This window comes from Paracoccus sp. MBLB3053, assembly GCF_031822435.1.
GTDB classification, from domain to species: domain Bacteria; phylum Pseudomonadota; class Alphaproteobacteria; order Rhodobacterales; family Rhodobacteraceae; genus Paracoccus; species Paracoccus aurantius.
The window spans coordinates 1-23,736 of record NZ_JAVQLW010000005.1 but is presented as its reverse complement, the minus strand read 5'-3'; the positions used below and the strand labels follow the sequence as shown (position 1 = coordinate 23,736).

The following is a 23,736-nucleotide window of genomic DNA, read 5'->3' as shown; positions in this document are numbered from 1 at the left end:
GAGGAAGAAGACATGGGCATGGAAACGACGATCGAATCCGGGCGGCGGGAGGCAACCGGGACGCAATGCATTCAACGCTCTTTCGCCATCGTCCGGCTGCTGGCCGGGGGTGATTGCGACGGCGAGAAACTGGTAGATATTGCCGGCTCGCTGAAGCTTTCGCATCCGACAGCACATCGCATCCTGAAGGCGCTGGAGCAGGAGGGCATCGTCGAGCGCGCCTCGGGGACACAGCGCTATCGCCTCGCTGCCGAGACGGCATGGCTGGGCGTTGCGCCCTTCAACCGTTGCCCGATCACCCGGCTGGCGGTGCCGACCCTCGAGGATCTGGCCTCGAGGACCGGGGATTCGATCTTCCTTTCCGTGCCTTCGCATAATGACTCGGTCTATGCCGACCGCCGCTTTGGCAATTTTCCCCTGCAGGCGCAGCGCATCAAGGTGGGTGCGCGTCGCCCTCTGGGCGTCAGCATCGGCGGGCGCGTCATGCTGGCCTTCCTGGGCGACGAGCGCCTGGCCAACACCCTGCGCGACAATGCCGAGCGCTTCGCCGATTGGCGTTGCCCCGAGGCGGCAGTCGTCGACGGGGTCGAGGCCGCCCGCAGCCAAGGCTACCTGAGCCAGGACAGCCTTGTCGATCCGACCCGCCATGTGCTGGCCGTACCGGTGCGCGATGTTGTCGGCCGCGCGGTCGGCGCGATCAGCATCATTGCCCCCATCTCGCGCCTCAGGGGCGAGCGCGCGACGCGCTTGCTGCCGCTCTTGCGTGCCGGGGCGCGCGAGGTCGGACAGGCGCTTGGCCGCCAGCGCGTGAGCGCCTGATCCTTTTCCGGGATGTGAACAGAAGCCCTTGTCGCGCTTGAGACGCGGCAGGGCTGCGGGAAAATTCCTTCATCCGGGCCGGTCCCGCCGGCCCCCGACGATGAGGAGAACAACATGCACCTGCCCGATCCCGTCCTGAGCCCGCCCTTCAATATCACGCGCGCGAGCCATACCGTGCTGACCGTGCGCGACCTTGCCGCCAGCAAGGCCTTCTATACCGATCTCGTCGGGCTGGTGGTCAGCGACGAGGATAGCCAGACGCTTTGGCTGCGCGGCCGCGAGGAAAACTGCCATCACAGCCTCGTTCTGGTCAAAGGAGAATCCCCGAACTGCCCGCGCATCGGCTTCCGCGTCCTGACCGACGATGACATCATGAAGGCCAAGGACCATTTCGACAGCATCGGCGTCGCCGCGAAGCTGGTTGATGTGGCGCATCAGGGCCTGACGCTGCATGTCAGCGATTCCATCGGCATGCCGGTCGAATTCACCTCATCCATGCCGCTCCGCGAGCGCATGTTCATGTCCTATGACAAGTACCATGGCGCTGCAGCGCAGCGGCTGGATCACTGGCAGATCCAGGCGCAGGACGTCTGGCAGGCCTTCCGTTTCTGGCATCCGCTCGGCTTCCGGACCTCGGAATATACCTATTCCGACGGCGCCGAGGATCAGGTGAACCTGTGGGGCGTCTGGATGCAGCGCAAGGGCAATCCGCATGACCTCGTTTTCACCAACGGCCCCGGTCCGAGGCTGCACCATTTCGCTTATCTCTTGCGCGACGCGCATGATCTTGTCCATGCCTGCGACGTGGCAGGCAGCCTCGGCCTTGGCCGCCGGCTGGAACGCGGACCGGGAAGGCATGGCATCTCGGGGGCGATGTTCGCCTATTTCCGCGATCCCGACGGCCACCGGATCGAGCTTTTCAACACCCATTACCAGCATATCGACCTTGAGCCGCCGGTGGCCTGGAGCCTGTCCGACCCCAAGCGCGCCGATCAGTGGGGCCTGCCCGCTCAGGCGAAATGGTTCAATGAGGCGACAGTCTTTGCCGGGACCGAGCCGGTGCAGCCCGGCCTGTCGATCGAGCCGCCGACGCTTGAACGCTTCCTCGAGAATGCCTGAAAAGGGCAGGGGCCGGAGCATTCTCCGGCCCCTTTTTCCGTCAAGCCTTGGCCATATGGGCGTGGATCGAATTGGTCTTCCATGATCCTTCGGGGTCGGCCTGATCGACATAGAAGGTGATCCCCAGCCCGCGGCGCGCGGTTTCCTCGGCAAAATGCTCGGTCACGATCTCGAAGGCCTGTGTGAAAAAGGCCTTGCGGAAATCGGCCGGGCGGCCTGCGCCGATCCGGCAGGTCACGTTGACATAGGCATGTTCGGGATTGCCGTCGGCGATGACGTAATGGCTGACCGGGATCGCCCGGACCCGCACGCCGCCGGTCGGAAACACTTCGGGGGCGGTTCGGAAATGCGCGGCGATCTTTTCCAGAAGCGCGCCGATCCGGCCCGTCGGTTCGAGGTTGGAGGAATATTCGACGATGCAATGCGGCATGAGCGCCTCTTTCTCGATGCTGAAATGGCGTTGATCGGACCTTGGCGCGTGTAAGGGCGCAACGAAAACCACGCCGGTTTTTCACCATGTGGAGTAGCGCTTGTCGCATTTCGCAATGTGAACAGAACCGGCTGCCCGCGATTGCCCGCACCTGCATGCCGCCTGACAACAAGGTCAGGCAAAAGAGGAGCCGCCATGATCGCCGAGGATATCAGTTACAGCCAGGACGGGCTTCTCATGCGCGGCTGCCTTGTCGCGCCCGAGGGCGCAGGCGATCTGCCGGGCATCCTGCTGGTCCATGGCGCCCACGGCCTGAACGGCTTCATCCTTGGCATCGCAAACCGGCTTGCGGGGCAGGGCCATGCCGTGCTGGCGCTGGACCTCTGGGGCAGGCGTGAGCAGCTCTCGGACCCGGCTCGGATCGGCGAGAAGCTGGGCGCCTGCGTACGCAACCGTGCCGGCTGGATGTCCCGCGTCGAGGTGGCTCGCGCACAGCTTGCCGCTCGGCCCGAGGTCGATCCCGACCGGATCGGCGCGCTTGGTTATTGTTTCGGCGGGGCGACGGTGCTGGAATATGCCCGCAGCGGCGGCGATGTCGCGGGGGTGGTCAGCTTCCATGGCGGGCTGGACCTCGTCTCGGACGAATGGGGCACGCAGTCGCGCGGCCCCGTCCTGATCTGCTCGGGCAGCGATGATCCGATGGCCACGCCCGAGGACCTGACCCGCCTGACCGGGGCGATGAGCGCGGCAGGCGTCGCATGGGAGCTGGACCTTTACGGCGGGGCAAGGCACGCCTTCACCGAGCCCGACGCCCCCGGCCGCCCGCCCTTTGCCCGCTACGATGCCCGCGCCGATCGCCGGTCATGGGCCGCGATGAGCGAATTCTTCAACGACATCTTTTCCTGAGGACGATCATGGATCTGGGAATTTCCGGCCGGCTGGCCTTTGTCTGCGCCTCGTCGCAGGGGCTTGGCCTTGCCTGTGCCACGGCGCTCGCACGCGAGGGGGCGCATGTCGTCCTGAACGGCCGCGACGGCGAAAAGCTGGCCCGCGTAACTGGGGACCTGCGCGCCGAATTGCCCGACGCCAAAGTCGATTTCATCGCCGCCGACCTCACGAAGCCCGAGGAACGCGCCGCGATCCTTGCGCGCTTCCCCGAGGTCGACATCCTTGTCACCAACAATGCCGGCCCGCCGCCGGGCGCGCTGGCGGACTGGGACGAGGCCGCGCTGCTTTCCGCGATGGGGGCGAACATGATCCCCGCCGTGCAGCTGATCCGGGCCTGGGTTCCCGGCATGCAGGCGCGCCGCTTTGGCCGGATCGTCAACATCACCTCGGCCATGGTCAAGGCGCCGCATTACATGATGGGCCTGTCCACCTCGGCCCGGGCCGGGCTGACCGCGATCTGCAAGGCGATCTCGCGCGATGTCGTGGCCGACAATGTCACCATCAACAATATCCTGCCCGAGCGCATCGACACCCCGCGCCAGGAATTCATGGCGCAGCGCCTGATGGCGCGTGAGGGGATCACCCGCGACGAAGCGCGCGCCCGCGCCTCAAGCACCATCGCCGCGAAACGCTTCGGTCTTCCGGGTGAATTCGGGGACGCCTGCGCCTTCCTGTGTTCGGCGCAGGCCGGCTTCATCTCGGGGCAGAACCTGCAGCTAGATGGCGGCAGCTATGAGGGGCTTGTCTGATGGCGCTGATCGACCATGACAGTGCCTTGGGACGCGAGATCCTGGGCTTCGAGGCCGCGCGGCAGGGGGCTCTGGTATCGGGCGATCCCGAGGCCCTGGATCGCATCCTGCATGAGGACCTGGTCCATGTGCACAGCTCGGGCCAGGTGCATGGCAAGGCCGCGTTCATCGCCCATGTCGGCAAGATGGGCGGCTTCGTTTCAATCACGCGCGGCGCGCTGGAACTGCGCGAGGCGATGGGGGGCGTGCTGATCACCGGCCCGACGCTGAACCGCGTGCGCCGGATCGGCAGCGGGGAGCTGGCAGAGCTTGACGGCTTTGGCGCGGTCCTCGCCGTGCCGGCCGGGAGGGGCTGGCAGGTCCTGCTGTCGCAGGTGACCTTGCTAAAGAAATGACGCGCGAGGGGGGCGCGCCCGTCCCTCGCAAACACGCTTCCGCAATATGAACATTCGCGGAGGTTCCGTTGGCCCGACACATCAGGATGGGCGAGGCTGACGGCAAGGGAGGAAGAACATGTCCACCATCATCAAGGCCCCGCTCGCGCGCATCCTGATCGTCTATGGCCTCGGCGTCGCCGCCGCCATGTGCGTCAGCGAGGCCGTCACCGAGCTGGGCAAGATCGCCGCCGAGTTTCATCCGCCCTCGCGTTCGGTGCTGGGGCTGGTCATGTCCATGCCCTCGCTGGTCGTGGCGCTGGGGGCTTTGGCCTCGGGCTATCTGGTGGACCGAATCGGCGATCGCAAGGTGTTGTTCTGCGGCATCGCAGCGATGATCGCGGGCGATCTTCTAACGGTTTCTGCACCCTCGTTGGGTCTGTTGCTGGCCGCGCGGGCCGTTACCGGGGTGGGTTACGTCCTTTCCGCGGTTGCCGCGATCACCACGCTGATCCGCCTGACGACCGGCAGGCAGAGGGTGATGGCGCTGGCGTTGTGGTCCACTTTCGTGCCGATGAGCTTCCTGCTGCCTTTCCTGTCGGCGGGCTTGTCGGACGCCTTTGGCACCTGGCGCGCGGCCTTCGGCTTCCACGTTCTGCTTACGCTGGCTCTGGCCGTTCTGGCGCTGCTGGCGATCCCACCGCGCGATGCGGGTGATGCCTCCGGGCGCAGCCGCGGGGCGGGCAAGGTGCTGCGCTCACCGATGATCTATCTGCTGGGCATTTCCTTTGCCGGGGATTCCTTCCTGCAGACCGGGGTGCTGGCGACGCTGGGCCATTATCTTGGCGCGAAATACGGTGTCGCCGAAACGGCCGTCGCCCATTGGAGCGCGGTTTCGATGGTCTCGAACGCGCTGGCTTGCCTTTCGGTCGGGCTGATGCTGCGCCGGGGCGTCTCCAGCCGCGCGATCACCACTCTGGGGATGTCAATCACCGGGCTGGCAGGGCTGGCGCTTTATGGGACCGCGCCTGGCTTCATGGCCTCGATCGTCACGGTCTGGGTGCTGATGTTCGGAAGCGGCCTTTTGGTCGGGATGTGGACGCTGGTGCCCTATACTGCGCCCAATGCACAAGCGACCGGCGCGACCTCGGGGTTGGTGACGCAGATCACCCTGCTAGGCGTGCTGCTGGGTCCGCCCGCCTTCTTCGCCGCGCAGGCGGCTATGGGGCCGATGCCGCAGCTTCTGATCTTCCTTGCCGCGCTCGCGCTTTGCGCCCTGCGCTATCCGGTCTGCCGTCTGGCCGATGACCCTCCGTCCCGACAGATGCAAGAAAAATTCGGCGCGCTGGCTGAAAGCAGCCACTGACCCGACCCCTGAAATTGAAGGAGAAATCCATGCTCGACATCGCCATCATCGGTGCCGGCCCGGGCGGCCTTGCGACCGCGCTGCGCCTGCACCAGCAGGGCTACCGCCCGAAAATCTACGAGGCCGCCCCCGAGCTGAAACCGCTGGGAGTCGGCATCGACATCAAGGTCTACGGCACCAAGGAAGTGACCGAGATGGGCCTTCTGGAAGAGTTCCAGAAGATCTCGGTCGAGGCCAAGGACTCGGTCTTCTATACCGGCCACGGGCAGGAAATCTTCGCCGAGAATTGCGGCAAGCATATCGGCTACGAGCATGAGCAGCGCTTCGTCCATCGCGGCACTTTCCAGATGATGCTGCGCGATGCGGTGGTCGAACGCCTCGGCCCCGACGCGATCCAACTGGGCGCGCGGCTCAAGGGCTTCGAGCAGGACGAGACCGGCGTCACCATGCAGTTCGAGACTGCCGAGGGGCCGCAGACCGTCCGCTCGGAGGTGATGATCGGCGTTGATGGCATTCATTCGGCGGTGCGCAAACAGCTGGTTCCGACCAGCACCCGCACGCATTACTCGGGCGTCGCCATGTGGCGCGGCGTGACCGTGATGCCGCCCTTTGCCGGTGGTGGCCGCATCCTGCATATCGGCGACCCGATCCGTCAGGGCAGCCTGATCATCTATCCGATCGCCAATAACGAGGACGGGCAGGGCAACCAGCTCATCAACTGGGTCTGCGAGCAGCAGGGCAAGCCCAAGGGTCTCGAGGATTGGAACGTGCGCGTTCAACCCGATGATATCGCCCATGTCTTCGACGAGGTGAAGCTGGACTTCCTCGATGTCGGCGAGATGATCCGCAATGCGCGCGAGGTCTATATCTATCCGCTGATCGACAATGACCCGCTGGAGCAATGGTCCTTCGGCCGGGTCACGCTGCTGGGTGATGCCGCCCATGCCATGTATCCGCGCGGCGGCAACGGCGTCTGCCAGGCGCTGGTCGATGCCCGCGTCATCGCCGAGAAGCTGGCCGAGATCGCCGACCCCGTCGAGGCGCTGAAGGCCTACGAGGCCGCGCGCCGCGAAGGCGTGAACCGCCTTGTCATCGCCAACCGCGGCGAGGGCCCCGAGGTCATCCGCCGCCTCGTCGAGGAAAAATCCGGCGGCCAGCCCTTCGACCATATCGACGATGTCATCCCCCGCGCCGAGGTCAAGGCGCTCTTCATGGAATATCACCGCATGGCGGGGATGAAGCGTCCCGATGACGCGGCGAAGGACGGTGCCTTCAAACCAGTCTTCACCGAGGAAACCATGCGCAAGACGGCCGCTGCGGCCGACATCCGCTGACCCCATAACCCATCCAGAGAAAGAATGACGATGGACCAGATCACCCAGACGCGCACCGAAGGCGCGAACCCCGCCGCCACCAAGCAGCGCGTCATCGACGCCAACATGCACTGGCTGCCGGACACGCTTTTCACTGACGAGAAGCTGCGCGAGGCGATGATGAACTGCATCCCGCGCCAGCACGGCGTCCATGTCCGCATGGAGCCGGTGGCGAACAAGGACATCCGCCAAATCATCATCGAGGAACCGAAAGGCGTGGTGAACATCAACTACGCCGAGGGCCAGTACAATATCGAGAGCCAGTTGGCCGACATGGACAAGGCGGGCATCGACCAGGCCGTGTTCCGTATCCCGGTCTGGCAGGAATGGCTGGATCTGGACTGCTCGAAGCGGCTGAATGACGGGCTGGCGGATTATGTCTCGCGCTCGAATGGGCGTTTCACCGCGCTCGCCGTCTGCCCGCCCTGGGGCAAGAAGGACATGATCGCCGAGGTTGAGCGCTGCATCGACGATCTGGGCTTCAAAGGCGTCCAGATGGCCTGCAAATACGGCGACATCTATCTGGATGACGAGGCCTTCCACCCCTATTTCGAGTTCATCAACGATCGCAGGATCCCGGTCGTCGTCCACCACACGCCGCTGCCGGTGGATTACGGCTCGATCCTCGACTTCAACAACCAGCGCCGCCAATATGGCCGTTGCATCGCGCAGGGCACCGCCGTCGGGCGGGAGCTCTTCTCGGGCCTGTTCGACCGCTTCCCGAACCTGCGCCTGAGCCACTCGATGCTGGGCGGTGGCTTCTTCGCCTTTGCCGACATGCTGGTGCCGAAGCCGCGCCACTCCTACGGCGACGCGGTCGACCGTTTCGACACCGGCAATTCCAACCTGCGCGAGAAGCTGACGAATAACCTGTTCTTCGACATCTCCGGCCCGCCGCAATGGGGCAAGAAGCAGCTGGAATGCGCAGTCGAAGTGCTGGGCGAGGACAATATCCTTTACGGAGCCTCGTACCCGATCCGCAAGGACTGGTTCTTCGACGGCGTGCCGACGGTCGAGGCGCTGGATATCTCGGACGAGGCCAAGACCAAGATCTTCTCGTCGAATGCCGAGAAATTCTTCGGCCTGTGATCCTTCCGGGCCGGGTCGAAAGCCCGGCCCATTCTCTCACGCAAGGAAAACCCCATGAAACTCGCCCGCTTTACCGAAGCTGGCCGTACCCGCATCGGCAAGGTCGTCGGGGACCGGATCATCGACCTGACGCCCGCGCTTGGCGAAGGGGTATCCATGCGGCAGGTGCTGGCCGATCTGCCCCGCCTGCGCCCGGCATTGCTCGCAGCGACAGGCCCGGAATTCGCGCTGGCCTCGGTCCGGCTGGAAGTGCCGGTCGCCGATCCGCAGAAATTCCTCGCCATCGGCATGAACTACCAGAAGCATGCCGAGGAAGCCCGCGCCGCCGGGATCACGATTCCGACGAGCCAGATGTGGTTCAACAAGCAGGTCTCGTGCCTGAACGCGCCCTTCGATCCGGTGGTCAAGCCCGAAGCCTCGGACAAGGTCGATTACGAAATCGAGCTGGGCGTGGTCATCGGCAAGCGCTGCCGCCATGTCTCGCGCGGCGAGGCCCGTTCGGTCATCGCGGGCTATGTCATCGTCAACGACGTTTCGGCGCGGGACTGGCTGCCGCGCTCGCCGACCTTTACGCTGGGGAAGTCCTTCGACACGCATGGTCCGGTCGGGCCCTGGATCACCACGGATGACGAGATCGCGGACCCGCTGGACCTGGGCATGAAGCTCTGGGTCAATGGCGAGCTGCGCCAGGACGGGCGCACCAATGACATGATTTACGACATCTACGACCAGATCGCATACCTGACCACGGTGATGACGCTGGAGCCGGGCGATATCCTCGCCACCGGCACGCCCTCGGGGATCGGTGCGCCGACCGGGTGCTTCCTGAAGCCCGGCGACCGCATGCGCCTGGAGATCGAGGCGCTTGGCGCCATCGAATCCGAGATCGTCGCCGAGACCGCGCATGCGCACGAACCCGTGCTGTCCGCAATGTGAAATTCCCGCCCCGGCGCGCTTTGTGCCTGCCGGGGGGTGCGGGATGATCGTCCAAACCGGCGGGAGCGAGCGCCGGATTCCATGGGAGGAAATGATGAACCGATTGAAAGCGGCCCTGGCTGCCTCTGCCGTCATGCTTGCGCCGGCCTTTGCCGCGCCCGCGCTGGCTCAGACCCAGCTGATCTTCAACAGCTACCTGCCGCCGCATGACGAGCTTTACCAGATCGCGATCCGCGACTTCGCCGCCGCGATCGAGGAGGAATCCGGCGGAGAGATCAAGATCACCATCCCCGACACCACCCTGGCCCCCTCGGACCGGCAATATGAGATGGTGCGCGACGGCATCGCCGACATGGCCATTGTCTCGACCGGGGGCGTGCCTCAGCTGGTCACCATGAACAAGATCGGCGACCTGCCCTTCAACTCGCCCTCGGCGCGGGCGGCGTCCATCGCGCTGTGGGAGACCTACAATAAGTATTTCCTGCCCTTCGACGAGTTCAAGGGCGTCAAGGTGCTGTCGACCAGCGTGCTGCCCGGCCGGCAGATCCTGTCGGTCGGCAAGCTGCAGGCGGAATCGGTTGCGGATCTCAAGGGCGCGAAGCTTTGGTCCCCGCCCGGCGCGCTGTCCGAGACGGTCAAGAAGCTGGGCGCCGTGCCGGTCAACTCGGAATTCACCGACCTGCAGGAATACGTGACCAAGGGCACGGTCGATGCCATGGTGATGGCGCCGAACTCCGCCAAGGGTGCAAGGGTGCTGGAATATGTCACCGGCATGACCGAGGTGCCCGGGGGCCTCGGCTCGCTGTCCTTCGCAGTCTTCATCTCGCAGGAGCGCTGGGACCAGCTGACCTCTGACGAGCAGCAGGCGATCGAGCGCGCGGCAAAGGACCTGCCGGCCCGGTCCGGGGCCGCGGCCGATGCGGTTCTGGCCAAGCTCGCCCCCGAGATGGAAAAGGTCCCGACCGTGACGCTGGAGGGTGCCCCCCTCGACGAATTCCGCAGCCTGCTCGAAGCCCGGATCGAGGAGTGGAAGGAACGCGCCGCCAAGAAAGGGCTCGACAACCCCGACGAGGTGCTGGCCTTCTACCGCGAAATTCTCGCGCGCGAGAACAAGGCTGGCGGCAGCTGATCCAGACAGACGCGTCTCTCTCGGGCCCGCACGTCACGCGATGGCGTGCGGGTTCGCGCCTTCGCAAGGAACCCCCTCATGTTTCACAATTTCAACCGCTGGCTTGGCGGGATTTGCGCCGCGATTTCGGGCCTCGCGCTGATCCTGATGGCGCTCGTGGCCTTCATCGACAGCATCGGTCGGCAGATAGGCAAACCACTGCCGGGGGCAGGGGAATATGTCACCTTCGCCCTGATGATCTTCTTCTTCGCCGCGATGCCCCTGGTCATTCGCGACGATGCCCATATCCGGGTGGGCCTGTTTTCGGATCTCTACAAGCCGCGCCTGACCCGGATCGAGCGCCGCTTCACCGGGTTCTTCGAGATTGTCGCCATGGCGGCATTCGGCTGGATGATGTTCGACCAGGCGAACCGGCTCGACCGCTTCGGCACGCTCTCGGTCTATTTCGAGGTACCGATGGCACCCTGGATCTATGCCGCCGCCGGCTTCTGCGTCGTCGCCACCTGGTTCGCCATTCTCGGCCTGCGCCATGTCCTGACCGATCGCGGACCTCTGCCCCATCCCCATGCCCTGCCTGACGAGGAAAATCACTGATGCTCACCATTTTCGTCTTCGCGGCACTTCTGGGATTGATCGCCTTCACCCGCATTCCGCTGGGATTTGCCATGATGCTGGTCGGCACCGGCGGCATTGCCGCGATCCATCCCAAGGGCCTCGGCGCGGCGCTGGCCATCGCCGAGCAGCAGGTGATCAAGAACGCGACGAATTACCAGTTCTCGGCGCTTCCGCTGTTCATCCTGATGGGCGTCTTCATCGTCAAGGCGAGCATGGCCGAGGAGCTCTTCGAGGCGGCGCGGCGCTGGTTCGGCCGCTTCCGCGGCGGTCTCGGTATGGCGACCATCGTGGCCTGCGGCGGGTTCTCGGCTATGTGCGCCTCGTCCTCGGCGGCGGCGGCGACCATGGCCAAGATCGCCATCCCCGAAATGGACCGCGCGGGCTATGAGCCGGGCTTCTCGGCGGGTTCGATCGCGGCAGGGGGCACGATGGGCGTGCTGATCCCGCCCTCGGGCGCGTTGATCATCTATGCGTTGCTGACCCAGCAGAATGTGAGCGAACTTTTCGTCGCGGGCATCCTGCCGGGGCTGGCGCAGGTGGTGATCTATGTCGGCGTGATGGCGGTCATTGCCGCCCTGCGGCCGGGTTGGGCGCCGCGCGACCGGCAATTCACCATGCGTGAGAAATTCTCGGCGCTTGGCAAGATCTGGGGCGTGATCGCGCTTTTTGCGCTGATCATGGCCGGGCTCGTGCAGGGATGGTTCACCGCCACCGAGGCCGGAGGCATCGGCGCGGGCGGGGCCTTCCTGCTCTTGATCCTGCGCCGCAAGCTAAGCTGGCCTGTGCTGGCCGAAAGCCTGCTCGAGGCCGCGCGGATCTCGACCATGATCTTCATCGTGGCGGCGGGCGCGTTGGTCCTGAACCAGTTCATCAACCTCTCGGGTATCTCGGGCGAGGCCATCCGCTTCATCCAGTCGCTGGAACTCAGCCCGATCATGATCGTGTTGTGCCTGCTGGGCTTCTACCTTGTTTTGGGTTGCCTGATGGACGGGTTCGCGATGATTTTCCTGACCGTGCCGATCGTCGCCCCGATCATCGAGGGGCTGGGCTTTGACCTTGTCTGGTGGGGCATTGTCACCGTGATCGTGGTCGAGATCAGCCTGATCACGCCGCCGGTCGGGCTGAATGTCTTCATCCTCAAGGCCATGCTGCCCAAGCTGCCGGTGATGCGGATCTTTCGCGGCATCATGCCCTATGTCGCGGCGGATTTCCTGCGCCTGGGACTGATCCTGGTTTTCCCCGCGCTGGCGCTGTGGTTGCCGGGAATGATGTGACAAAATTCAGATATATCTTGATTTACGATATATCTGAATTATCTTGTCGGCATGAAACATCATCATCACCATGACATGAAACACAAAGCCCGCGGCGGACATCGCCGCGGGCGCGGGCCTTTCGATTACGGCGAATTGCGGCTTTTCCTGCTGGCGCTGATCGCCGAGGCGCCAAGCCACGGCTATGAGCTGATCCGCGCCATCGAGGCCCGCAGCGCGGGCCGCTACATCCCCAGCCCCGGCGTGGTTTATCCGAACCTCGCCGCGCTCGAGGATATGGGACATATCCAAACCGAGCCTTCCGCCGGGCGGAAGTCCTTTGCCATCACCACCGAGGGGCAGGCCTTCCTTGCCGCGAACCGCGCCTCGGTACAGGCGATGCTGACCCGCGACTGGGCCAAGGCCGAAGAGGGTCGCGACCCGATCCGCGCCGGCATGCACGAGATCAAGTCGGCCCTGACCGAGGTGCTGCGCCATGATCCCGGCGAAGAACGCATTTCCAGCATTGCCGCGCTTTTGCAAAGCACGGCGCAGACCATTCGCAGCCAGTCCATTCCGGACCCAGCCAGCAGACAAGACAGCCGCCGCGGCGGCAGGACGACCGGAATGGACCAGATCATCACCCGCCACCGTTTCGACACCCGCCGCCGCGTGCTGAGCGTGCAGGAAAAGACCTGGGTCACACCCAACATGATCCGCTTCGTCCTGCACAGCGAGGAGTTGGCAGATTTCCAGAGCCTCGGGCCGGATGACCATATCAAGCTGTTCTTCGAGACCGGCGCCGAGAAGCCCGAGATGCGCGACTACACTCCCCGCGCGTTCGACCGCGAGTCCCGCACGCTGACCCTTGATTTCGCCATTCACGAGGCCGGTCCCGCGACGCAATGGGCGGTCGATGCCGAGATCGGCGCCAAGCTTAGTATCGGTGGCCCGCGCGGTTCGACGGTGATCGCGCCGGTCTTCGATTGGTGGCTGCTGATCGGAGACGAGACCGCCTTGCCCGCGATGGGCCGCTGGGTCGAGGAAATGCCCGAAGGCATGCAGGTCGTGACTTTTGGCCTCGTCACCGACCCGGCCGAGGAGCAGGTCTGGCAAAGCCGCGCCAGCCATCAGGCGAAATGGCTGCATCGCGCCGATCCCGCCGATCCCGCGCCGGTTCTGGCGGGCGTGGGTGAGTTCGCCTTGCCCGAAGGCCGCGGCTTCATCTGGATCGCCGCCGAGGCGGGGGTCGCCCGTGCCTTGCGCGACCATTTCGAGCATCGCGGCCATCCGCGTGAAGGGCTGAAGGCCGCAGGCTATTGGCTCAAGGGCGAGGCCGATGCCAGCGTGAAGTCGCTGGACTGATCGGCCATGCGCAGGGGGCGGGGCGAGGCGGACGAATGGCCGCTTCGCTCAGTCGCGCTTCCATTCCTGCAAGGCATGCGAACTCGAACGTTCGGCCGCGACGCGGGTGCCGTCGGAAGTAAGCCCTGCGCCCGGGACGATCAAATGGACAGGGATATGGTGGGTCGGCGCCAAGCCCCGGCTATGCAGCTCAACCGTCATGCCGACGCGTGCGCCGAGGCGTTTGGGATTGGCTGCAAGGGCCAGGACCGTTTCGGCCGAAGCTCGGAAAAGCAGATGATAGACCGCCTCCTTGTTTCAGTATAGCGCCGGGGTACCGGTGACAAGCAGCGCCGCCCCGGCGAAATAAATGCGGCGAAATTTGCGCGGCGGGGGTGGTGGCAGGGCACAGATAAGCGCGAGCAAACCGATGGGCACGTTGATGAGGACACCCATCTCCAGACAGTGTCGTAGTCAATACGCTTCCCGGCAGCGGCCCGGCGGGGCTGGAAATGCAAAGGCGCCGGAGAGGAGCCCCTGACAGCGCACGCGTTCCCCGCCGGCGCCGATACCGTGCAGCAACCGGCATAAGGAGCTGCGGCATGGACTGCGCCAGGCCACATAACATGGACGTCACGCAAGAACGACCGTCGGCCGAAATTGTCGGAAAGAGTGCCGACGATCGGCGTCGCGCTTGTGGACGCCAGCATGAAGGCGGTTACAACCCAGCCGAGATGGGAAGTCCCCCCCAAGGTCGCTGGCCATGCGGAGCAGCGCCGTGTTGATGATGCTTTGGTCAAGCGCGGCAGGAACCATCGACAAGAGTGGCCCGCGAAAAGGCGAAGTCATTCATTGTCGCATTGGCCCGAGCTTCAGGGTGTTCATTGCGCAGTGCGTCGGGCCATTTCAATCCTGCTTCCATTCCAACAAGCGCCCGGAAGCAGAGAACTCGGCCTTGAACTCCTGACCGTCGCCAGTCCTGCCTTCGATTTCCAAGTGGTCATCATCGAATTCGAGCTTGGTGATGGGACTTTGCGGGGTGAGGGACGGTGCTGAAAATTGCGTCGGCATGAGCGGCATCAGATCGGCCAGCGGCATGGTCTGATGTCCACGGGCTTCGATTTTGTCCAGCTTGCCGTTGCGATGCAGGTCAAGCTCGACACGCGTGCCACTGGGCAGCGTACCAGTCGCATCCGAGCCCTTTTCATCGGGATGCACGTCCAGATCGGTGAGCGACAGTTCTTGCGCCATCTGCCTGATATCGTCCGCACTGGGCAAATGCGTGTTGGCTTTGGCTGTCGTGGCAAAGGACACGGCAATCAGCAGCGGAAGGAAAGCTCTGTTCAACATGGAATTTTCCATTTTCAGTCTTGGGAAACTTGGTCAGCCAGATCGGCAAGCGCCGCCTGCGCCGTGACGTTGCCGAGAGCCGCAGCCTGTTCATAAAGGGCCTTGGCCCTTGCAAGGTCCTGAGAAACCCCGAGCCCACGAGCATAAAGGCCTGCTTCGCCGACCAAGCCGTCGGATGCCACGTGGTCCCCACGTTCGGCAGCGACCTGGTACCAGTGCATCGCCTGCGCATAGTCCTGCGTGACGCCTGCACCGTTCTCATAGGATTGGCCGAGATAGATCTGGCTGGTTATGTCTCCAGCTGTGGCACCTTCAGCGAACCATTCGGCGGCAGCGACGTCATCCCCCCGGGCCTCGGCGATCAGCCCCAGATATCGAGGGGCCTTTCTGTCGCCAGCCTCTACGCCTTTCGTGAAATAATGCGTGGCCTGATCCAGATCGACGGGAACGCCAAGGCCTTTCATCCAGATCTGACCAAGATAGAGATATCCCCTGCTGTCCCCATCCTCGGCGGCTTTTTGCGCCTAATGCATGGCGGCATCATGGTTGGCTACGACCCCGTCGCCGCCCTCCAGATAGATCCGTGCAAGATCACTTTCCGCGCTCGCTTGCCCCTGCGCGGCGGCCTGTTCGTAAAGCGGGATGGCCTGTGCAAGTTTTCCGGCATCGGTGGCCTCTTTGGCCGCGACCAGCGTCGAGTCGGTCGGGGACTCGGCCTGCGCGGCACCTGACAAGGCAATCGAGAGGGTGATGGGCAGGGCGAGGATCAGGGATTTGCACATGCTTGTAACCTACGGATCGGTCCGCAGCAGCCAGGCGCGAACCGGCTCGATGGAATAGGCCAGGCGCCAGGTATTCTGATGACCCGCAGCGCCCTCGGTGCTTTCCCCTTCGGGGATCACCGTGCCCTTGGCGAAGCTGACATAATTGATCCGCGCCCCTTCGGCGTTCAGATCGTCGAAGGCGAACTGATACTGGTCGTCGGTCCAGGTCCCGTCCCAGACCGCCCGCGCCACCGTGGCCCCGGCGGCTTCCAGGGCCTCGGTCAGGGCATTCTGACCGGGGAAGGCGCGGCCATCGTCTTGCGAGGTGATGATGAACATCCGGTTCCCCGCCATGGGTTCCACCAGTTCAGGCCCCCACTGACATGCCACAAGGAAGCTCGCGGCAAAGAAATCGGGGTACTTCACGTTCATGGCGATCGACATCATGCCGCCACCCGACTGGCCCGTTGTATAAAGCCGGGCGGGGTCAATCGAGAATTCCCGCGTCAGCGACTTGATCAGATTGATCGTGGTATCCAGCATCGACGAGGTATTGTTCTCGTCGTCCGCGATGATCTCTGCATATTGCGGCGCAAGGACAAAGGCAGGGCGTGCCGCCTGATCCTGCGGCGAAGCCCATGAGATCGCGCCCAGCCCTTGCTTGAGCGTCATCAGGGGATCTTCGCTGGTCGCGCCTGCGTCATGCATGAAATTGACCAGCGGGTAGGATTTTGCCCGATCGTATCCGTTCGGGATGAACAGGTTGTAGGGCAAGGTGTCACCCGTATCCGGGTCTTGCCAGACGCGCTGTTCGAACTGATCCACGACGAGGTTTCGTACAGAAGAGGTCGCGACATCGCCATCAGGAGTGGCCAGAACGGCTGCGGGACTGTGCCATGTCACGTCAGACACGTTGGGATCACCAGCTTTCCAGCTTGGTTTGCCTCCGGCCATTTTCGGTTGCGCGGAACGGTCCTGCTCCTGCTTTAGGCGCGCCGCTTCATCGTTCGATGAAAGGACAACGATCACGTAGCTGCCTTCATCAGCGCGTGTGCCAGGTTCGGGTGCGTTGGCCGGATAGACATCGGTGACCGTGCGCCCCTCTACAATGAAATCCTCGGCGTCAAGCGCATCGGCCTGCACCGAGCTGTCGTAGTGAACAGCGATCGCGACAAAGCGCAGCCCGTCACCAAAGACCTTGGTGATTGCGGTCGCCGCCTGCGGGGCAGGCGCGGATGCCATGGCGGGTAGCGACAGGGAGGCGACTGTGCCGGCAGCGCCGAGGCCGATCATAAAAGTGCGACGCGTCGTCATTGTGAAGCCTTTCGAAATCTGCCACCGACCCGCTCGTCCGTAGCATTTTTATATGGTACCTATTGAGTTCCAAAAATAGGGGAAGCTGAAGTCATGTCAATGGAGAGCGAACGCGACGCCGGGGCCGGTGCAAAGCCGCGCGGCCGGCCAAAGGCGATGGCCGATGACGTTCGCCGGGCGTCGATCCTTGATGCAGCAATGACAACCTTCATCGAAAAGGGGTTTGCCAAGGCCACGATGTCAGACATCGCGCGGACCGCAGGCATGTCGAAACGGGATCTCTACCAGCAGTTCGAGGACAAGCGGCAACTCTTCCTCGACACGATCGTGTCCCGTAGCCATCTGATCCTCGACCTCCCGCGCCCGGACGATGAAAATGTCCCGCTGACAGAGGTACTGCGCAGGATCTTTCGCCTCGACCTTGACGAAAGGCTGGCGGCGGAACGCCGGGCGCTTGTGACACTGGTGAATCGCGAAAGCCTGCTCGCGCCAGAGTTAAATGCCCTGATCTACGACAGCGGCGCCATCCGATCCCGCGAGCTGTTGGTGGAATGGATCGAGCGGGAAATATCTGGCGGTAGGGTTCCACGGGTTGATTCAGGACGCCTGGCAGGAATGATGCTGGACGTGGTCGATGGGGTCCAGCTTCCCAAACGGCATCGCAAAGGCCCCGTCGACACGGCATTTCAGGCCGAGGAGATCCTGACCAGGCTGTCCATTCTCTTCGCCGGAATTGCCGCAGGTCAGGATTGATCTCGGAAAGTTCGGGGAGTGGTTCCGACAAGGCGACTTGGATGTGACAGCTAAATGCATTTCTGCTCTCGACAGAGCATAGCTTACCGGCAGCGTTTCAGGTCCCTCAATGAGCGCTTCAGCCCGAACTGATCAGGCGCCCGAGGCGCCTCGACCTGCGCATTGTTACCACTGAATTTTCCGTAAAGGTGAATGCGTCCGCTGCTACGCCGGTGCCGAGAACGGCAAGCAAGGCCTGTTTAGCGGTTGCGGCGCCGGATCGATCTCGGCGCCCAAGTTTTCGGATAATTGTCAGAGCGTTGGCTCGGAATTGAAGGGCGGAAAAGGAGCTTCCGCTTGACAAGTTCCGGTCAGAACGGCTTCCTGCCGTCAGTTACCGACTAAATAACTCAGGTTAGTATTATGTCTACCATGCTAAAAACGACCGGACACTTCGCCACGCCCAATGCGCAGCGCTACATGACCCAGCTTTGCAAGCATTTCGCCCATAAGGTTCCTGCCACGGTCGAGGGCGACCAGGCGCATGTCAAATTTCAGAAGGGCAGCGCGCAAATGCGGGCGGGGGCCGACGATCTGGAGGTGACCATCACGACCTCGGAGGCCGAGGCCGTGGCCATGCTGCGCGCGGTCATTGACGACCACCTTGCGCGCTTTGCCTTCCGCGAAAACTTTACAATGATGACGTGGTCCGAGACGGTCCCCACGGCCTGATCAGCCGAAAGTTTCTTCCAGGGTAATGTTGGCCGGTTGCGCAGCACATTGGTGCAAAAACTCGGGAAAGGCGCGACGGTGGAAATCGAACATGGCGGCGGGCGTCAAGGCGGGATCGGCCTCGAGACAAAGCGCCAGCCCATCGCCTGCGCTATCGCAGGAAAAGCTCATGTTGAAGCCGTCGCCAGGCCCCGCCGCCAGAACCTCGTGTTCAACCGTGCAGTCCTGGAAGCGCGGGCGGTCAAAGGGCATGACGTTGATAAGCGGTGAGAAAAAAAAGCGATGCTGGCTATCAAGCCCTTGGTCGCGGGTGATCTGCTCGATTCGGTAACGGCCATGGCGGCGCATCTGGCGAAGCTCATGAGCAAGGGCCTGCAAGTTTTCGGTAAATCCAAGGGCGGGATCGGGCGCGACGCAAAATGGCAGGATGTTCACCACCATCGCCGGAACCCGTGCGCTGATGCTGCCGAAGCGGCTCATGAAAGGGAGCCAGACAGTTCGCGGGCATTGCGCCACATCGTCCTGGCAGCAAGGATGACGCCAAAGCCAGATCGCGGAGAGCAGCGTCAAGAGATCGACTATCCCCAGTTCAAGCCGCGCGGCCAGGGCCCGCAGCGGCTCGGAAAGATCCGAAAGATCCATCTCAGACAATAGGGGAACTGCGGGATAGTCTTCGGACCCTTTGCGCAAGGCGGGCAAGCCCGGAGTGCGACCAATCTGCTCGCGCCAATATTTCGCAGCTGCCGTATGACGCGGGCCCTGGCGATAGGCCTCCTCCTCGGCCAGAAATTGCGGGAATGCAGCAAAGGCTTCGCCCGGCTCGCTTCCCTGCGTGAGGTGGGCATAAAGCTGCGCGACGCGGCGCTCGATCAGCGCCATGGCAAATCCGTCCAAAAAGATATGGTGGCCCCGACAATACCAAATCCACTCCTCCGTGCCGGTCTGCATCAACCATTGCGCGGAGAGCCCTGCGCCAGTCAGGTCTAGCGGGCTGTCGAGATCCGCCTGCATCATCGCCTTCGCCTGCCTTTCAGGGGCGGGTTGAAGGCGAAGGTCAATTGGGCGAAGCTCTGGCGCCCAATTCGCGCTGACCGCCTGTCGCGGCCCCTCGGGCCCCTCACGAAACCGCAGCGCAAAGACATCGGTTTCGGCAATTGTCGTCTGGATCGCACGTGCAAGCGCATCAGGGTTCAATGCGCCCCGGAAGCAGATGGCATGGGCCACGGTCGAGACGGCAACCCCGGGATGTGCCCGGAACTCCTCCCAGAAATCAAGCTGGGCGAGGGTCAGTGGATACCAGTCCAGTTCTGATCGGGGCTCGCTCATGCGCCGATTTCCTCGAGACGGGCCGACGCATCCAGTTCCAGCGCGGCATCGCCGGGAAGTCCGAAGGCGCGTAAGAGCGCCGCGAACTTGCTGCCGGTTTCGGCGGTCTCGGAGTCAGGATCGGATCCCGGGACGATGCCCGCGCCGGCAAAGAGCCGGGCGCGATTGCCGGACAATTCGGCGCAGCGGATTGCCACCTGCCAGGCCCCGTCCCCGCGCTGGTTGCACCATCCGACCACCCCGGCATAGAAATCGCGCGACACCGGTTCGAGCCTATCTATCAGCGCGGCTGCGCGATCTCGGGGCAGGCCGCAGACCGCCGGCGTCGGATGCAAGGCTGACGCGAGAATGACCGAGGGAACGGTGTCGTTCTTCAGATCACCGACGATCCGCGTGCCCAGATGCCACATGCTGCGGGTGCAGGTGAGGCCGGTCCCCTCGGGGCAGCCAAGGTTTCGGCACCACGGGGACAGCGTGTCTAGGATATATTCGACCACCATCGCATGTTCGCGCCGGTCTTTCTCGGAGCGAGCGAGATTGGAACAGGCCTCGGCGTCACTGACCGGATCATGGCTGCGGCGGGCGGAACCTGCCAGCGGATAGGACTGAATTCGCCCGGCCCGCTTTTCCAGCAGCAATTCGGGCGTGGCACCAACCAGCCATCGCGCCGCGGCGCTGTCAGATCTTGCCGGCAGCGCGACCTTGAACGCGGTGACGGACGGGTCCTCGCCCAGCCGGGCCATCAACGGATCGGGCGCGATGCGGTCGGGCGCGATCACGGCCAAGGTGCGTGCCAAGACGATCTTGCGCAGGGGGTCCCTGCCGGTCCTTTCCCGATCCATCACCCGAAGGGCCTCAGACACGGCTTCGCCATAAAGCCGAGAGGAAGTTTCGGTCTGCAATACCGCCTCGCCCGAGGCGCAATCATCCGGCCCTGCCGTTGCAGGCCCGTATTCGGGCCTTTGGGAACACCACAGGAAGTCGTCGTCCATGCGCCGGAAGGGCAGGGCTCCTCCGATCACTGCGCCCGGGCGGCTGCATCGGAAAGCCTCGGCCACACGGACGTCAAGGCTGTCTGCCCGGCCCCGATCGACAGGGCGCAGTTCATGGCCCGCCGCAAGGCGCCCGCCCGGTCCGCTGAAGGAAAAGGGTCCGGCAGCGACCTGCTCGGCCGCAGGAAATTCGTGCATGTTGCAAAGGGGTTGATCCATGTCCAGTTCTCGGCCAGGCCAGACGCGCTGTCGCGCGCGGATTTTGACGGAAAAGGCTGGCAGAAGCTGGCGCGATTCGAAGATATCACGACTGGCATTGCTGCCAGGCTAGATCATCCTGAGGTTGCGTATGGCTGACTAAATTGGTCATTTAAGTCAATAGAGGGCGTGGAAAAAAACTCTGCCCCCGAGAAATTCGCTAAATTTCACAATCCGTGTGCAGCCTGTCGATCCGGTGCATGAGCGTCAAATCGGCGTCCGATACCGGGCGGGGTTTGTCCCACACGCTGCCCCGGCGGATCCCCGGCACGATGGACTGGCGGTAGACGCTCAGCTTTGCGGTAGGATCGGGCATCTTCTTGCGCTCGGCATCAGACCCGCCTTGCCGAGCGTGCCCCCTTGCACACCAGGCTGTGGTTGGGGCGCAGTCGCTTTGCCACGGGCTTCTCCTTGCTCGCAGCATCATGCTGCGTTCGTGCCGCAATCCACTTATGCACATTTTTCGGATCAACGGGACCGCATCTTCCAGGGGGCGGCGAAGGGGCAGCAATGCCAGCCAACTCCAATCATTGGGTCCGCCAAGAGCGGGATCACGAAGGCGCGCAACTGTGGGACAGTCCCAAATTGTCTTTCGTCTTCCGTCTCCTGCCTTACGTCCTTGCGCGAGGCCGTTCATTCATTGGATGATTTGAAGCGGACCTCGGCTCGCAACCCATCTGTTTTTCCTGGCGCCGGCGACGTCAGGTGCAGGGACGCGTCGGTGTTGTGAGCGATGGTCTCGACAATGGCTAGGCCAAGACCCGAGCCCCGTTTCTGGCTCCCGGCGCGCTCAAAGCGGTGGGTCAGCTTGGCCAGCGCTTCGGGGCTGATGGGCGGGCCGGAATTCTCCACGACCAGTGCTTCCTTACTCAGGCGCACGACCACGGGCGGCAGACCATGGACCAGCGCGTTTTCGATCAGGTTGCGGGCGAGGACGGCGAATGCATCGATATCCATGGCAATCGGCGCGGGATCTTCGGCTAGTTCGAGCCGCACCCGCCCGTCGAAATCCGAGACCAGCAGACGCATCACCGGAACCATGTCATGCAGCCCGTGATCGCGGCCCGTCATGCCTTCGGCACGGGCCAGATCGAGCAGTTTTTCCGACAGGGGCGAGAGGCGGCGCAGCGAGGTCGCGATGCCTTCGGCGCGGGCGCGGGCCGCGGGGTCCCTGGTTTCGGCGACCAGACGCTGGGTCTGGGCCAAGGCCGCTGCGATCGGGGTGCGCAATTCATGCGCTGCATTCGAGGAAAAATCGCGCTCGGCAGTCAGCGCAATGTCCAGCTGCGCCATCAACTGATCGACTGCCCTCTGGATCGGCTTCAACTCGGCGGGCAGGTCGCTCAGTCCCAACGGGCGCAGATCGCGCGCATCGCGTCCAGCCACCTCGCGTGACAGATCATCGACGGGGGCGAGGCGGCGGCGGGTGAACCAGCTGACGCCCAGAAAGGCCAGCGGCAGCAAGAGGACGGAGGGCAGCAGCATGCCGGCCAGGGTCTCGCGCGCGGCAGCGCTGCGTTCCTCAAGCGGGGCCGCGACCTGCAACAGCCCGCCGCCTTCGGTTTTCAGCGTCAGAAGCCGCATGTTGCCCGCATCCGAGAAGCCTTCATTCCGGTTTACGTCAAACAGTGCGCCATCTGCATGACGAGAGCGGAACAGCACCTGGCCCTCCGGGCCGATCATCCTGGCCAAAAGGTCGCTGCGTCCAGGCGTGCCGCGCTGAATTTCCTCGATCGCCAGGATCCGGTCGGCAGTGCGGCCAAGTGCGGCATCATAAACCTCGTCGATCTCGCTGCGCAGGATCGTCCAGCCGACCAGCAGCGCGATCAGCCAGGTCAGGACGATTCCCGCGCTGAAGCCAAGGGCAAGATCGCGGCGCAGGCTGCGGGGGCGGGGCATGGGAACTCCATCGCTGGGCCAGTTCATTGAGGCCGGATTCGCCGCCGCGTCCAGCCGCAATATCTAATCGCGACCCCGCAGCAAGGCTTCACCGGCGTGGCTTTCCGAATGCACCGGGCGGGGTCGCCCGCTGCGCCGGATCAGCCATGCAGCGCCGAGCAGGTCGACCACGCCGACCAGCGCGCGCTGCAGGTTCGAGTAGTTCGATCGACCTGACAAGCGCGGGCGGTGGTTGACGGGGCTGATCAGCACCTCCCACCCGTCGCGGCGCATCATTGCCGGCGTGAAGCGGTGGATATGGTCAAAGAAGGGCATGGCGAGCCAAGCCTCGCGTCGGAAAAGCTTCAACCCACAGCCGGAATCCGTTACCCCATCCCGCAGCACGGCATTGCGCAACCCATTGGCCATCCGCGAGGCGACGCGTTTGCTGGCGGTGTCGCGGCGACCCAGACGTTGACCCTGCACCAGCCCGATCCTGGCCACGGGCGCGATGTCCAAGGCTGCGATCAGCACCGGAATCTGGTCGGGCGGGTTCTGTCCATCGCCGTCCAGCGTCGCGACCCAGTCATGGCGCGCCGCCGCGACGCCGCTGCGGATCGCCGTCGATTGCCCGCAGCACCGCGCATGGCGGATCAGGCGCAGGCGCGGCTCATGCGCGGCCAGTTCCAGCACCCGCGCGGCAGTGGCGTCCTGAGAACCGTCATCGACGATGATGACCTCGATCTCGCGCTCGGGCAGGGCCGCGAAGCATTCGGCGATCAGCTCGGCGATCGCACCTTCTTCGTTATGGCAGGGAATGACGACAGAGAGAGAGGTGGGGCTCAT

The 23,736-nt window shown here is 63.8% G+C and carries 24 protein-coding genes and 2 pseudogenes; 15 read left to right on the top strand and 11 right to left on the bottom strand.

Features of this window, described 5'->3' with window-relative positions; translation table 11 throughout:
- Window positions 1-12: 12 nt before the first annotated feature.
- Both RGQ15_RS20300 and RGQ15_RS20295 read left to right on the top strand, forming a co-directional pair.
- Window positions 13-819: an IclR family transcriptional regulator gene (locus tag RGQ15_RS20300; RefSeq protein WP_311162668.1), complete on the top strand. Its 807-nt coding sequence runs from the start codon at window positions 13-15 to the stop codon at window positions 817-819.
- Window positions 820-933: 114 nt separating this feature from the next.
- Complete coding sequence (locus RGQ15_RS20295) at window positions 934-1,938, top strand: VOC family protein (RefSeq protein WP_311162667.1); 1,005 nt, start codon at window positions 934-936, stop codon at window positions 1,936-1,938.
- Between the two features lie 40 nt (window positions 1,939-1,978).
- On the opposite strand, the gene RGQ15_RS20290 is transcribed toward RGQ15_RS20295, so the two are convergent.
- On the bottom strand, window positions 1,979-2,368 hold the full coding sequence (locus RGQ15_RS20290; protein ID WP_311162666.1) for a 5-carboxymethyl-2-hydroxymuconate isomerase: 390 nt from the start codon (window positions 2,366-2,368) through the stop codon (window positions 1,979-1,981).
- A gap of 195 nt (window positions 2,369-2,563) precedes the next feature.
- On the opposite strand from RGQ15_RS20290, the gene RGQ15_RS20285 reads away from it, so the two are divergent.
- The 11 genes from RGQ15_RS20285 to RGQ15_RS20235 all read left to right on the top strand — a co-directional run bounded on the left by RGQ15_RS20285 (window position 2,564) and on the right by RGQ15_RS20235 (window position 13,565).
- Window positions 2,564-3,274 carry a dienelactone hydrolase family protein gene (locus RGQ15_RS20285; RefSeq protein ID WP_311162665.1) on the top strand — a complete coding sequence of 237 codons (711 nt, stop codon included), beginning with the start codon at window positions 2,564-2,566 and terminating at the stop codon, window positions 3,272-3,274.
- Between the two features lie 8 nt (window positions 3,275-3,282).
- Window positions 3,283-4,065, top strand: a complete 783-nt coding sequence (locus tag RGQ15_RS20280; RefSeq protein WP_311162664.1) for an SDR family oxidoreductase — start codon at window positions 3,283-3,285, stop codon at window positions 4,063-4,065.
- A complete protein-coding gene (locus RGQ15_RS20275; protein WP_311162663.1) occupies window positions 4,065-4,460 on the top strand; it encodes a nuclear transport factor 2 family protein in 396 nt (131 codons plus the stop codon). The genes RGQ15_RS20280 and RGQ15_RS20275 overlap by 1 nt, the downstream gene beginning before the upstream one ends.
- Window positions 4,461-4,578: 118 nt before the next feature.
- The gene (locus RGQ15_RS20270; RefSeq protein ID WP_311162662.1) at window positions 4,579-5,805 is read left to right on the top strand and encodes an MFS transporter; all 1,227 of its coding nucleotides are present in this window, start codon (window positions 4,579-4,581) and stop codon (window positions 5,803-5,805) included.
- A 29-nt stretch (window positions 5,806-5,834) separates the two neighbouring features.
- Window positions 5,835-7,139: an FAD-dependent monooxygenase gene (locus RGQ15_RS20265; RefSeq protein ID WP_311162661.1), complete on the top strand. Its 1,305-nt coding sequence runs from the start codon at window positions 5,835-5,837 to the stop codon at window positions 7,137-7,139.
- A gap of 24 nt (window positions 7,140-7,163) precedes the next feature.
- Window positions 7,164-8,267: an amidohydrolase family protein gene (locus RGQ15_RS20260; protein WP_311162659.1), complete on the top strand. Its 1,104-nt coding sequence runs from the start codon at window positions 7,164-7,166 to the stop codon at window positions 8,265-8,267.
- Window positions 8,268-8,321: 54 nt separating this feature from the next.
- Entirely contained in the window at window positions 8,322-9,203 is an 882-nt protein-coding gene (locus tag RGQ15_RS20255) for a fumarylacetoacetate hydrolase family protein (protein WP_311162657.1), read from the top strand.
- Between the two features lie 94 nt (window positions 9,204-9,297).
- Window positions 9,298-10,332, top strand: coding sequence for a TRAP transporter substrate-binding protein DctP (dctP, locus tag RGQ15_RS20250; RefSeq protein ID WP_311162655.1), 1,035 nt, complete (start codon window positions 9,298-9,300; stop codon window positions 10,330-10,332).
- 78 nt (window positions 10,333-10,410) lie between these two features.
- Window positions 10,411-10,926 (top strand): TRAP transporter small permease, encoded by a 516-nt coding sequence (locus tag RGQ15_RS20245; RefSeq protein WP_311162654.1) that lies wholly within the window; start codon window positions 10,411-10,413, stop codon window positions 10,924-10,926.
- Window positions 10,926-12,221 carry a TRAP transporter large permease gene (locus tag RGQ15_RS20240; RefSeq protein WP_311162653.1) on the top strand — a complete coding sequence of 432 codons (1,296 nt, stop codon included), beginning with the start codon at window positions 10,926-10,928 and terminating at the stop codon, window positions 12,219-12,221. The genes RGQ15_RS20245 and RGQ15_RS20240 overlap by 1 nt, the downstream gene beginning before the upstream one ends.
- Window positions 12,222-12,296: 75 nt before the next feature.
- Window positions 12,297-13,565 (top strand): SIP domain-containing protein, encoded by a 1,269-nt coding sequence (locus RGQ15_RS20235; protein WP_311162652.1) that lies wholly within the window; start codon window positions 12,297-12,299, stop codon window positions 13,563-13,565.
- Window positions 13,566-13,667: 102 nt separating this feature from the next.
- Here RGQ15_RS20235 and RGQ15_RS22455 read toward each other — a convergent pair.
- The 6 genes and pseudogenes from RGQ15_RS22455 to RGQ15_RS20205 all read right to left on the bottom strand — a co-directional run.
- Window positions 13,668-13,862 (bottom strand): annotated as a pseudogene (locus tag RGQ15_RS22455) (IS91 family transposase); the annotation flags it as partial.
- A 588-nt stretch (window positions 13,863-14,450) separates the two neighbouring features.
- Window positions 14,451-14,906: a hypothetical protein gene (locus tag RGQ15_RS20225; protein WP_311162651.1), complete on the bottom strand. Its 456-nt coding sequence runs from the start codon at window positions 14,904-14,906 to the stop codon at window positions 14,451-14,453.
- 2 nt (window positions 14,907-14,908) lie between these two features.
- Window positions 14,909-15,115 carry an SEL1-like repeat protein gene (locus RGQ15_RS20220; protein WP_311162984.1) on the bottom strand — a complete coding sequence of 69 codons (207 nt, stop codon included), beginning with the start codon at window positions 15,113-15,115 and terminating at the stop codon, window positions 14,909-14,911.
- Window positions 15,092-15,373: pseudogene (locus RGQ15_RS20215) on the bottom strand (tetratricopeptide repeat protein); the annotation flags it as partial. The pseudogene RGQ15_RS20215 and the gene RGQ15_RS20220, both read right to left, overlap by 24 nt.
- 45 nt (window positions 15,374-15,418) lie before the next feature.
- Window positions 15,419-15,676 carry a hypothetical protein gene (locus tag RGQ15_RS20210; protein ID WP_311162650.1) on the bottom strand — a complete coding sequence of 86 codons (258 nt, stop codon included), beginning with the start codon at window positions 15,674-15,676 and terminating at the stop codon, window positions 15,419-15,421.
- A 9-nt stretch (window positions 15,677-15,685) separates the two neighbouring features.
- On the bottom strand, window positions 15,686-16,972 hold the full coding sequence (locus RGQ15_RS20205) for a PHB depolymerase family esterase (RefSeq protein WP_311162648.1): 1,287 nt from the start codon (window positions 16,970-16,972) through the stop codon (window positions 15,686-15,688).
- A gap of 93 nt (window positions 16,973-17,065) precedes the next feature.
- Between RGQ15_RS20205 and RGQ15_RS20200 the strand changes: the two genes are divergently transcribed.
- Both RGQ15_RS20200 and RGQ15_RS20195 read left to right on the top strand, forming a co-directional pair.
- On the top strand, window positions 17,066-17,725 hold the full coding sequence (locus RGQ15_RS20200) for a TetR/AcrR family transcriptional regulator (protein WP_311162647.1): 660 nt from the start codon (window positions 17,066-17,068) through the stop codon (window positions 17,723-17,725).
- A 402-nt stretch (window positions 17,726-18,127) separates the two neighbouring features.
- Window positions 18,128-18,436, top strand: coding sequence for a DUF2218 domain-containing protein (locus tag RGQ15_RS20195; RefSeq protein WP_311162646.1), 309 nt, complete (start codon window positions 18,128-18,130; stop codon window positions 18,434-18,436).
- Here the strand turns inward: RGQ15_RS20195 and RGQ15_RS20190 are convergent, their stop codons facing one another.
- From RGQ15_RS20190 to RGQ15_RS20170, 4 genes are all read right to left on the bottom strand, one after another.
- Window positions 18,437-19,762 (bottom strand): condensation domain-containing protein, encoded by a 1,326-nt coding sequence (locus RGQ15_RS20190; RefSeq protein ID WP_311162645.1) that lies wholly within the window; start codon window positions 19,760-19,762, stop codon window positions 18,437-18,439.
- On the bottom strand, window positions 19,759-20,973 hold the full coding sequence (locus tag RGQ15_RS20185) for an isochorismate synthase (RefSeq protein ID WP_311162644.1): 1,215 nt from the start codon (window positions 20,971-20,973) through the stop codon (window positions 19,759-19,761). The genes RGQ15_RS20190 and RGQ15_RS20185 overlap by 4 nt, the downstream gene beginning before the upstream one ends.
- A gap of 672 nt (window positions 20,974-21,645) precedes the next feature.
- The gene (locus RGQ15_RS20175; protein WP_311162643.1) at window positions 21,646-22,911 is read right to left on the bottom strand and encodes an ATP-binding protein; all 1,266 of its coding nucleotides are present in this window, start codon (window positions 22,909-22,911) and stop codon (window positions 21,646-21,648) included.
- Between the two features lie 63 nt (window positions 22,912-22,974).
- Window positions 22,975-23,736, bottom strand: a 762-nt coding sequence (locus RGQ15_RS20170; protein WP_311162642.1) for a glycosyltransferase family 2 protein, incomplete at its 5' end; no start/stop codon positions are given.

Excerpts from the sequence above, each read along its gene's own strand:
- RGQ15_RS20285 (WP_311162665.1), top strand. The coding sequence starts at position 2,564 with ATGATCGCCGAGGATATCAGTTACAGCCAGGACGGGCTTCTCATGCGC.
- dctP (WP_311162655.1), top strand. The coding sequence starts at position 9,298 with ATGAACCGATTGAAAGCGGCCCTGGCTGCCTCTGCCGTCATGCTTGCG.
- RGQ15_RS20200 (WP_311162647.1), top strand. The coding sequence starts at position 17,066 with ATGTCAATGGAGAGCGAACGCGACGCCGGGGCCGGTGCAAAGCCGCGC.
- RGQ15_RS20295 (WP_311162667.1), top strand. The coding sequence starts at position 934 with ATGCACCTGCCCGATCCCGTCCTGAGCCCGCCCTTCAATATCACGCGC.
- RGQ15_RS20205 (WP_311162648.1), bottom strand. The coding sequence starts at position 16,972 with ATGACGACGCGTCGCACTTTTATGATCGGCCTCGGCGCTGCCGGCACA.
- RGQ15_RS20235 (WP_311162652.1), top strand. The coding sequence starts at position 12,297 with ATGAAACACAAAGCCCGCGGCGGACATCGCCGCGGGCGCGGGCCTTTC.
- RGQ15_RS20185 (WP_311162644.1), bottom strand. The coding sequence starts at position 20,973 with ATGGATCAACCCCTTTGCAACATGCACGAATTTCCTGCGGCCGAGCAG.
- RGQ15_RS20290 (WP_311162666.1), bottom strand. The coding sequence starts at position 2,368 with ATGCCGCATTGCATCGTCGAATATTCCTCCAACCTCGAACCGACGGGC.
- RGQ15_RS20245 (WP_311162654.1), top strand. The coding sequence starts at position 10,411 with ATGTTTCACAATTTCAACCGCTGGCTTGGCGGGATTTGCGCCGCGATT.
- RGQ15_RS20210 (WP_311162650.1), bottom strand. The coding sequence starts at position 15,676 with ATGTGCAAATCCCTGATCCTCGCCCTGCCCATCACCCTCTCGATTGCC.
- RGQ15_RS20265 (WP_311162661.1), top strand. The coding sequence starts at position 5,835 with ATGCTCGACATCGCCATCATCGGTGCCGGCCCGGGCGGCCTTGCGACC.
- RGQ15_RS20270 (WP_311162662.1), top strand. The coding sequence starts at position 4,579 with ATGTCCACCATCATCAAGGCCCCGCTCGCGCGCATCCTGATCGTCTAT.
- RGQ15_RS20225 (WP_311162651.1), bottom strand. The coding sequence starts at position 14,906 with ATGGAAAATTCCATGTTGAACAGAGCTTTCCTTCCGCTGCTGATTGCC.
- RGQ15_RS20260 (WP_311162659.1), top strand. The coding sequence starts at position 7,164 with ATGACGATGGACCAGATCACCCAGACGCGCACCGAAGGCGCGAACCCC.
- RGQ15_RS20195 (WP_311162646.1), top strand. The coding sequence starts at position 18,128 with ATGTCTACCATGCTAAAAACGACCGGACACTTCGCCACGCCCAATGCG.
- RGQ15_RS20300 (WP_311162668.1), top strand. The coding sequence starts at position 13 with ATGGGCATGGAAACGACGATCGAATCCGGGCGGCGGGAGGCAACCGGG.
- RGQ15_RS20275 (WP_311162663.1), top strand. The coding sequence starts at position 4,065 with ATGGCGCTGATCGACCATGACAGTGCCTTGGGACGCGAGATCCTGGGC.
- RGQ15_RS20190 (WP_311162645.1), bottom strand. The coding sequence starts at position 19,762 with ATGAGCGAGCCCCGATCAGAACTGGACTGGTATCCACTGACCCTCGCC.
- RGQ15_RS20175 (WP_311162643.1), bottom strand. The coding sequence starts at position 22,911 with ATGCCCCGCCCCCGCAGCCTGCGCCGCGATCTTGCCCTTGGCTTCAGC.
- RGQ15_RS20240 (WP_311162653.1), top strand. The coding sequence starts at position 10,926 with ATGCTCACCATTTTCGTCTTCGCGGCACTTCTGGGATTGATCGCCTTC.
- RGQ15_RS20220 (WP_311162984.1), bottom strand. The coding sequence starts at position 15,115 with ATGCACTGGTACCAGGTCGCTGCCGAACGTGGGGACCACGTGGCATCC.
- RGQ15_RS20280 (WP_311162664.1), top strand. The coding sequence starts at position 3,283 with ATGGATCTGGGAATTTCCGGCCGGCTGGCCTTTGTCTGCGCCTCGTCG.
- RGQ15_RS20255 (WP_311162657.1), top strand. The coding sequence starts at position 8,322 with ATGAAACTCGCCCGCTTTACCGAAGCTGGCCGTACCCGCATCGGCAAG.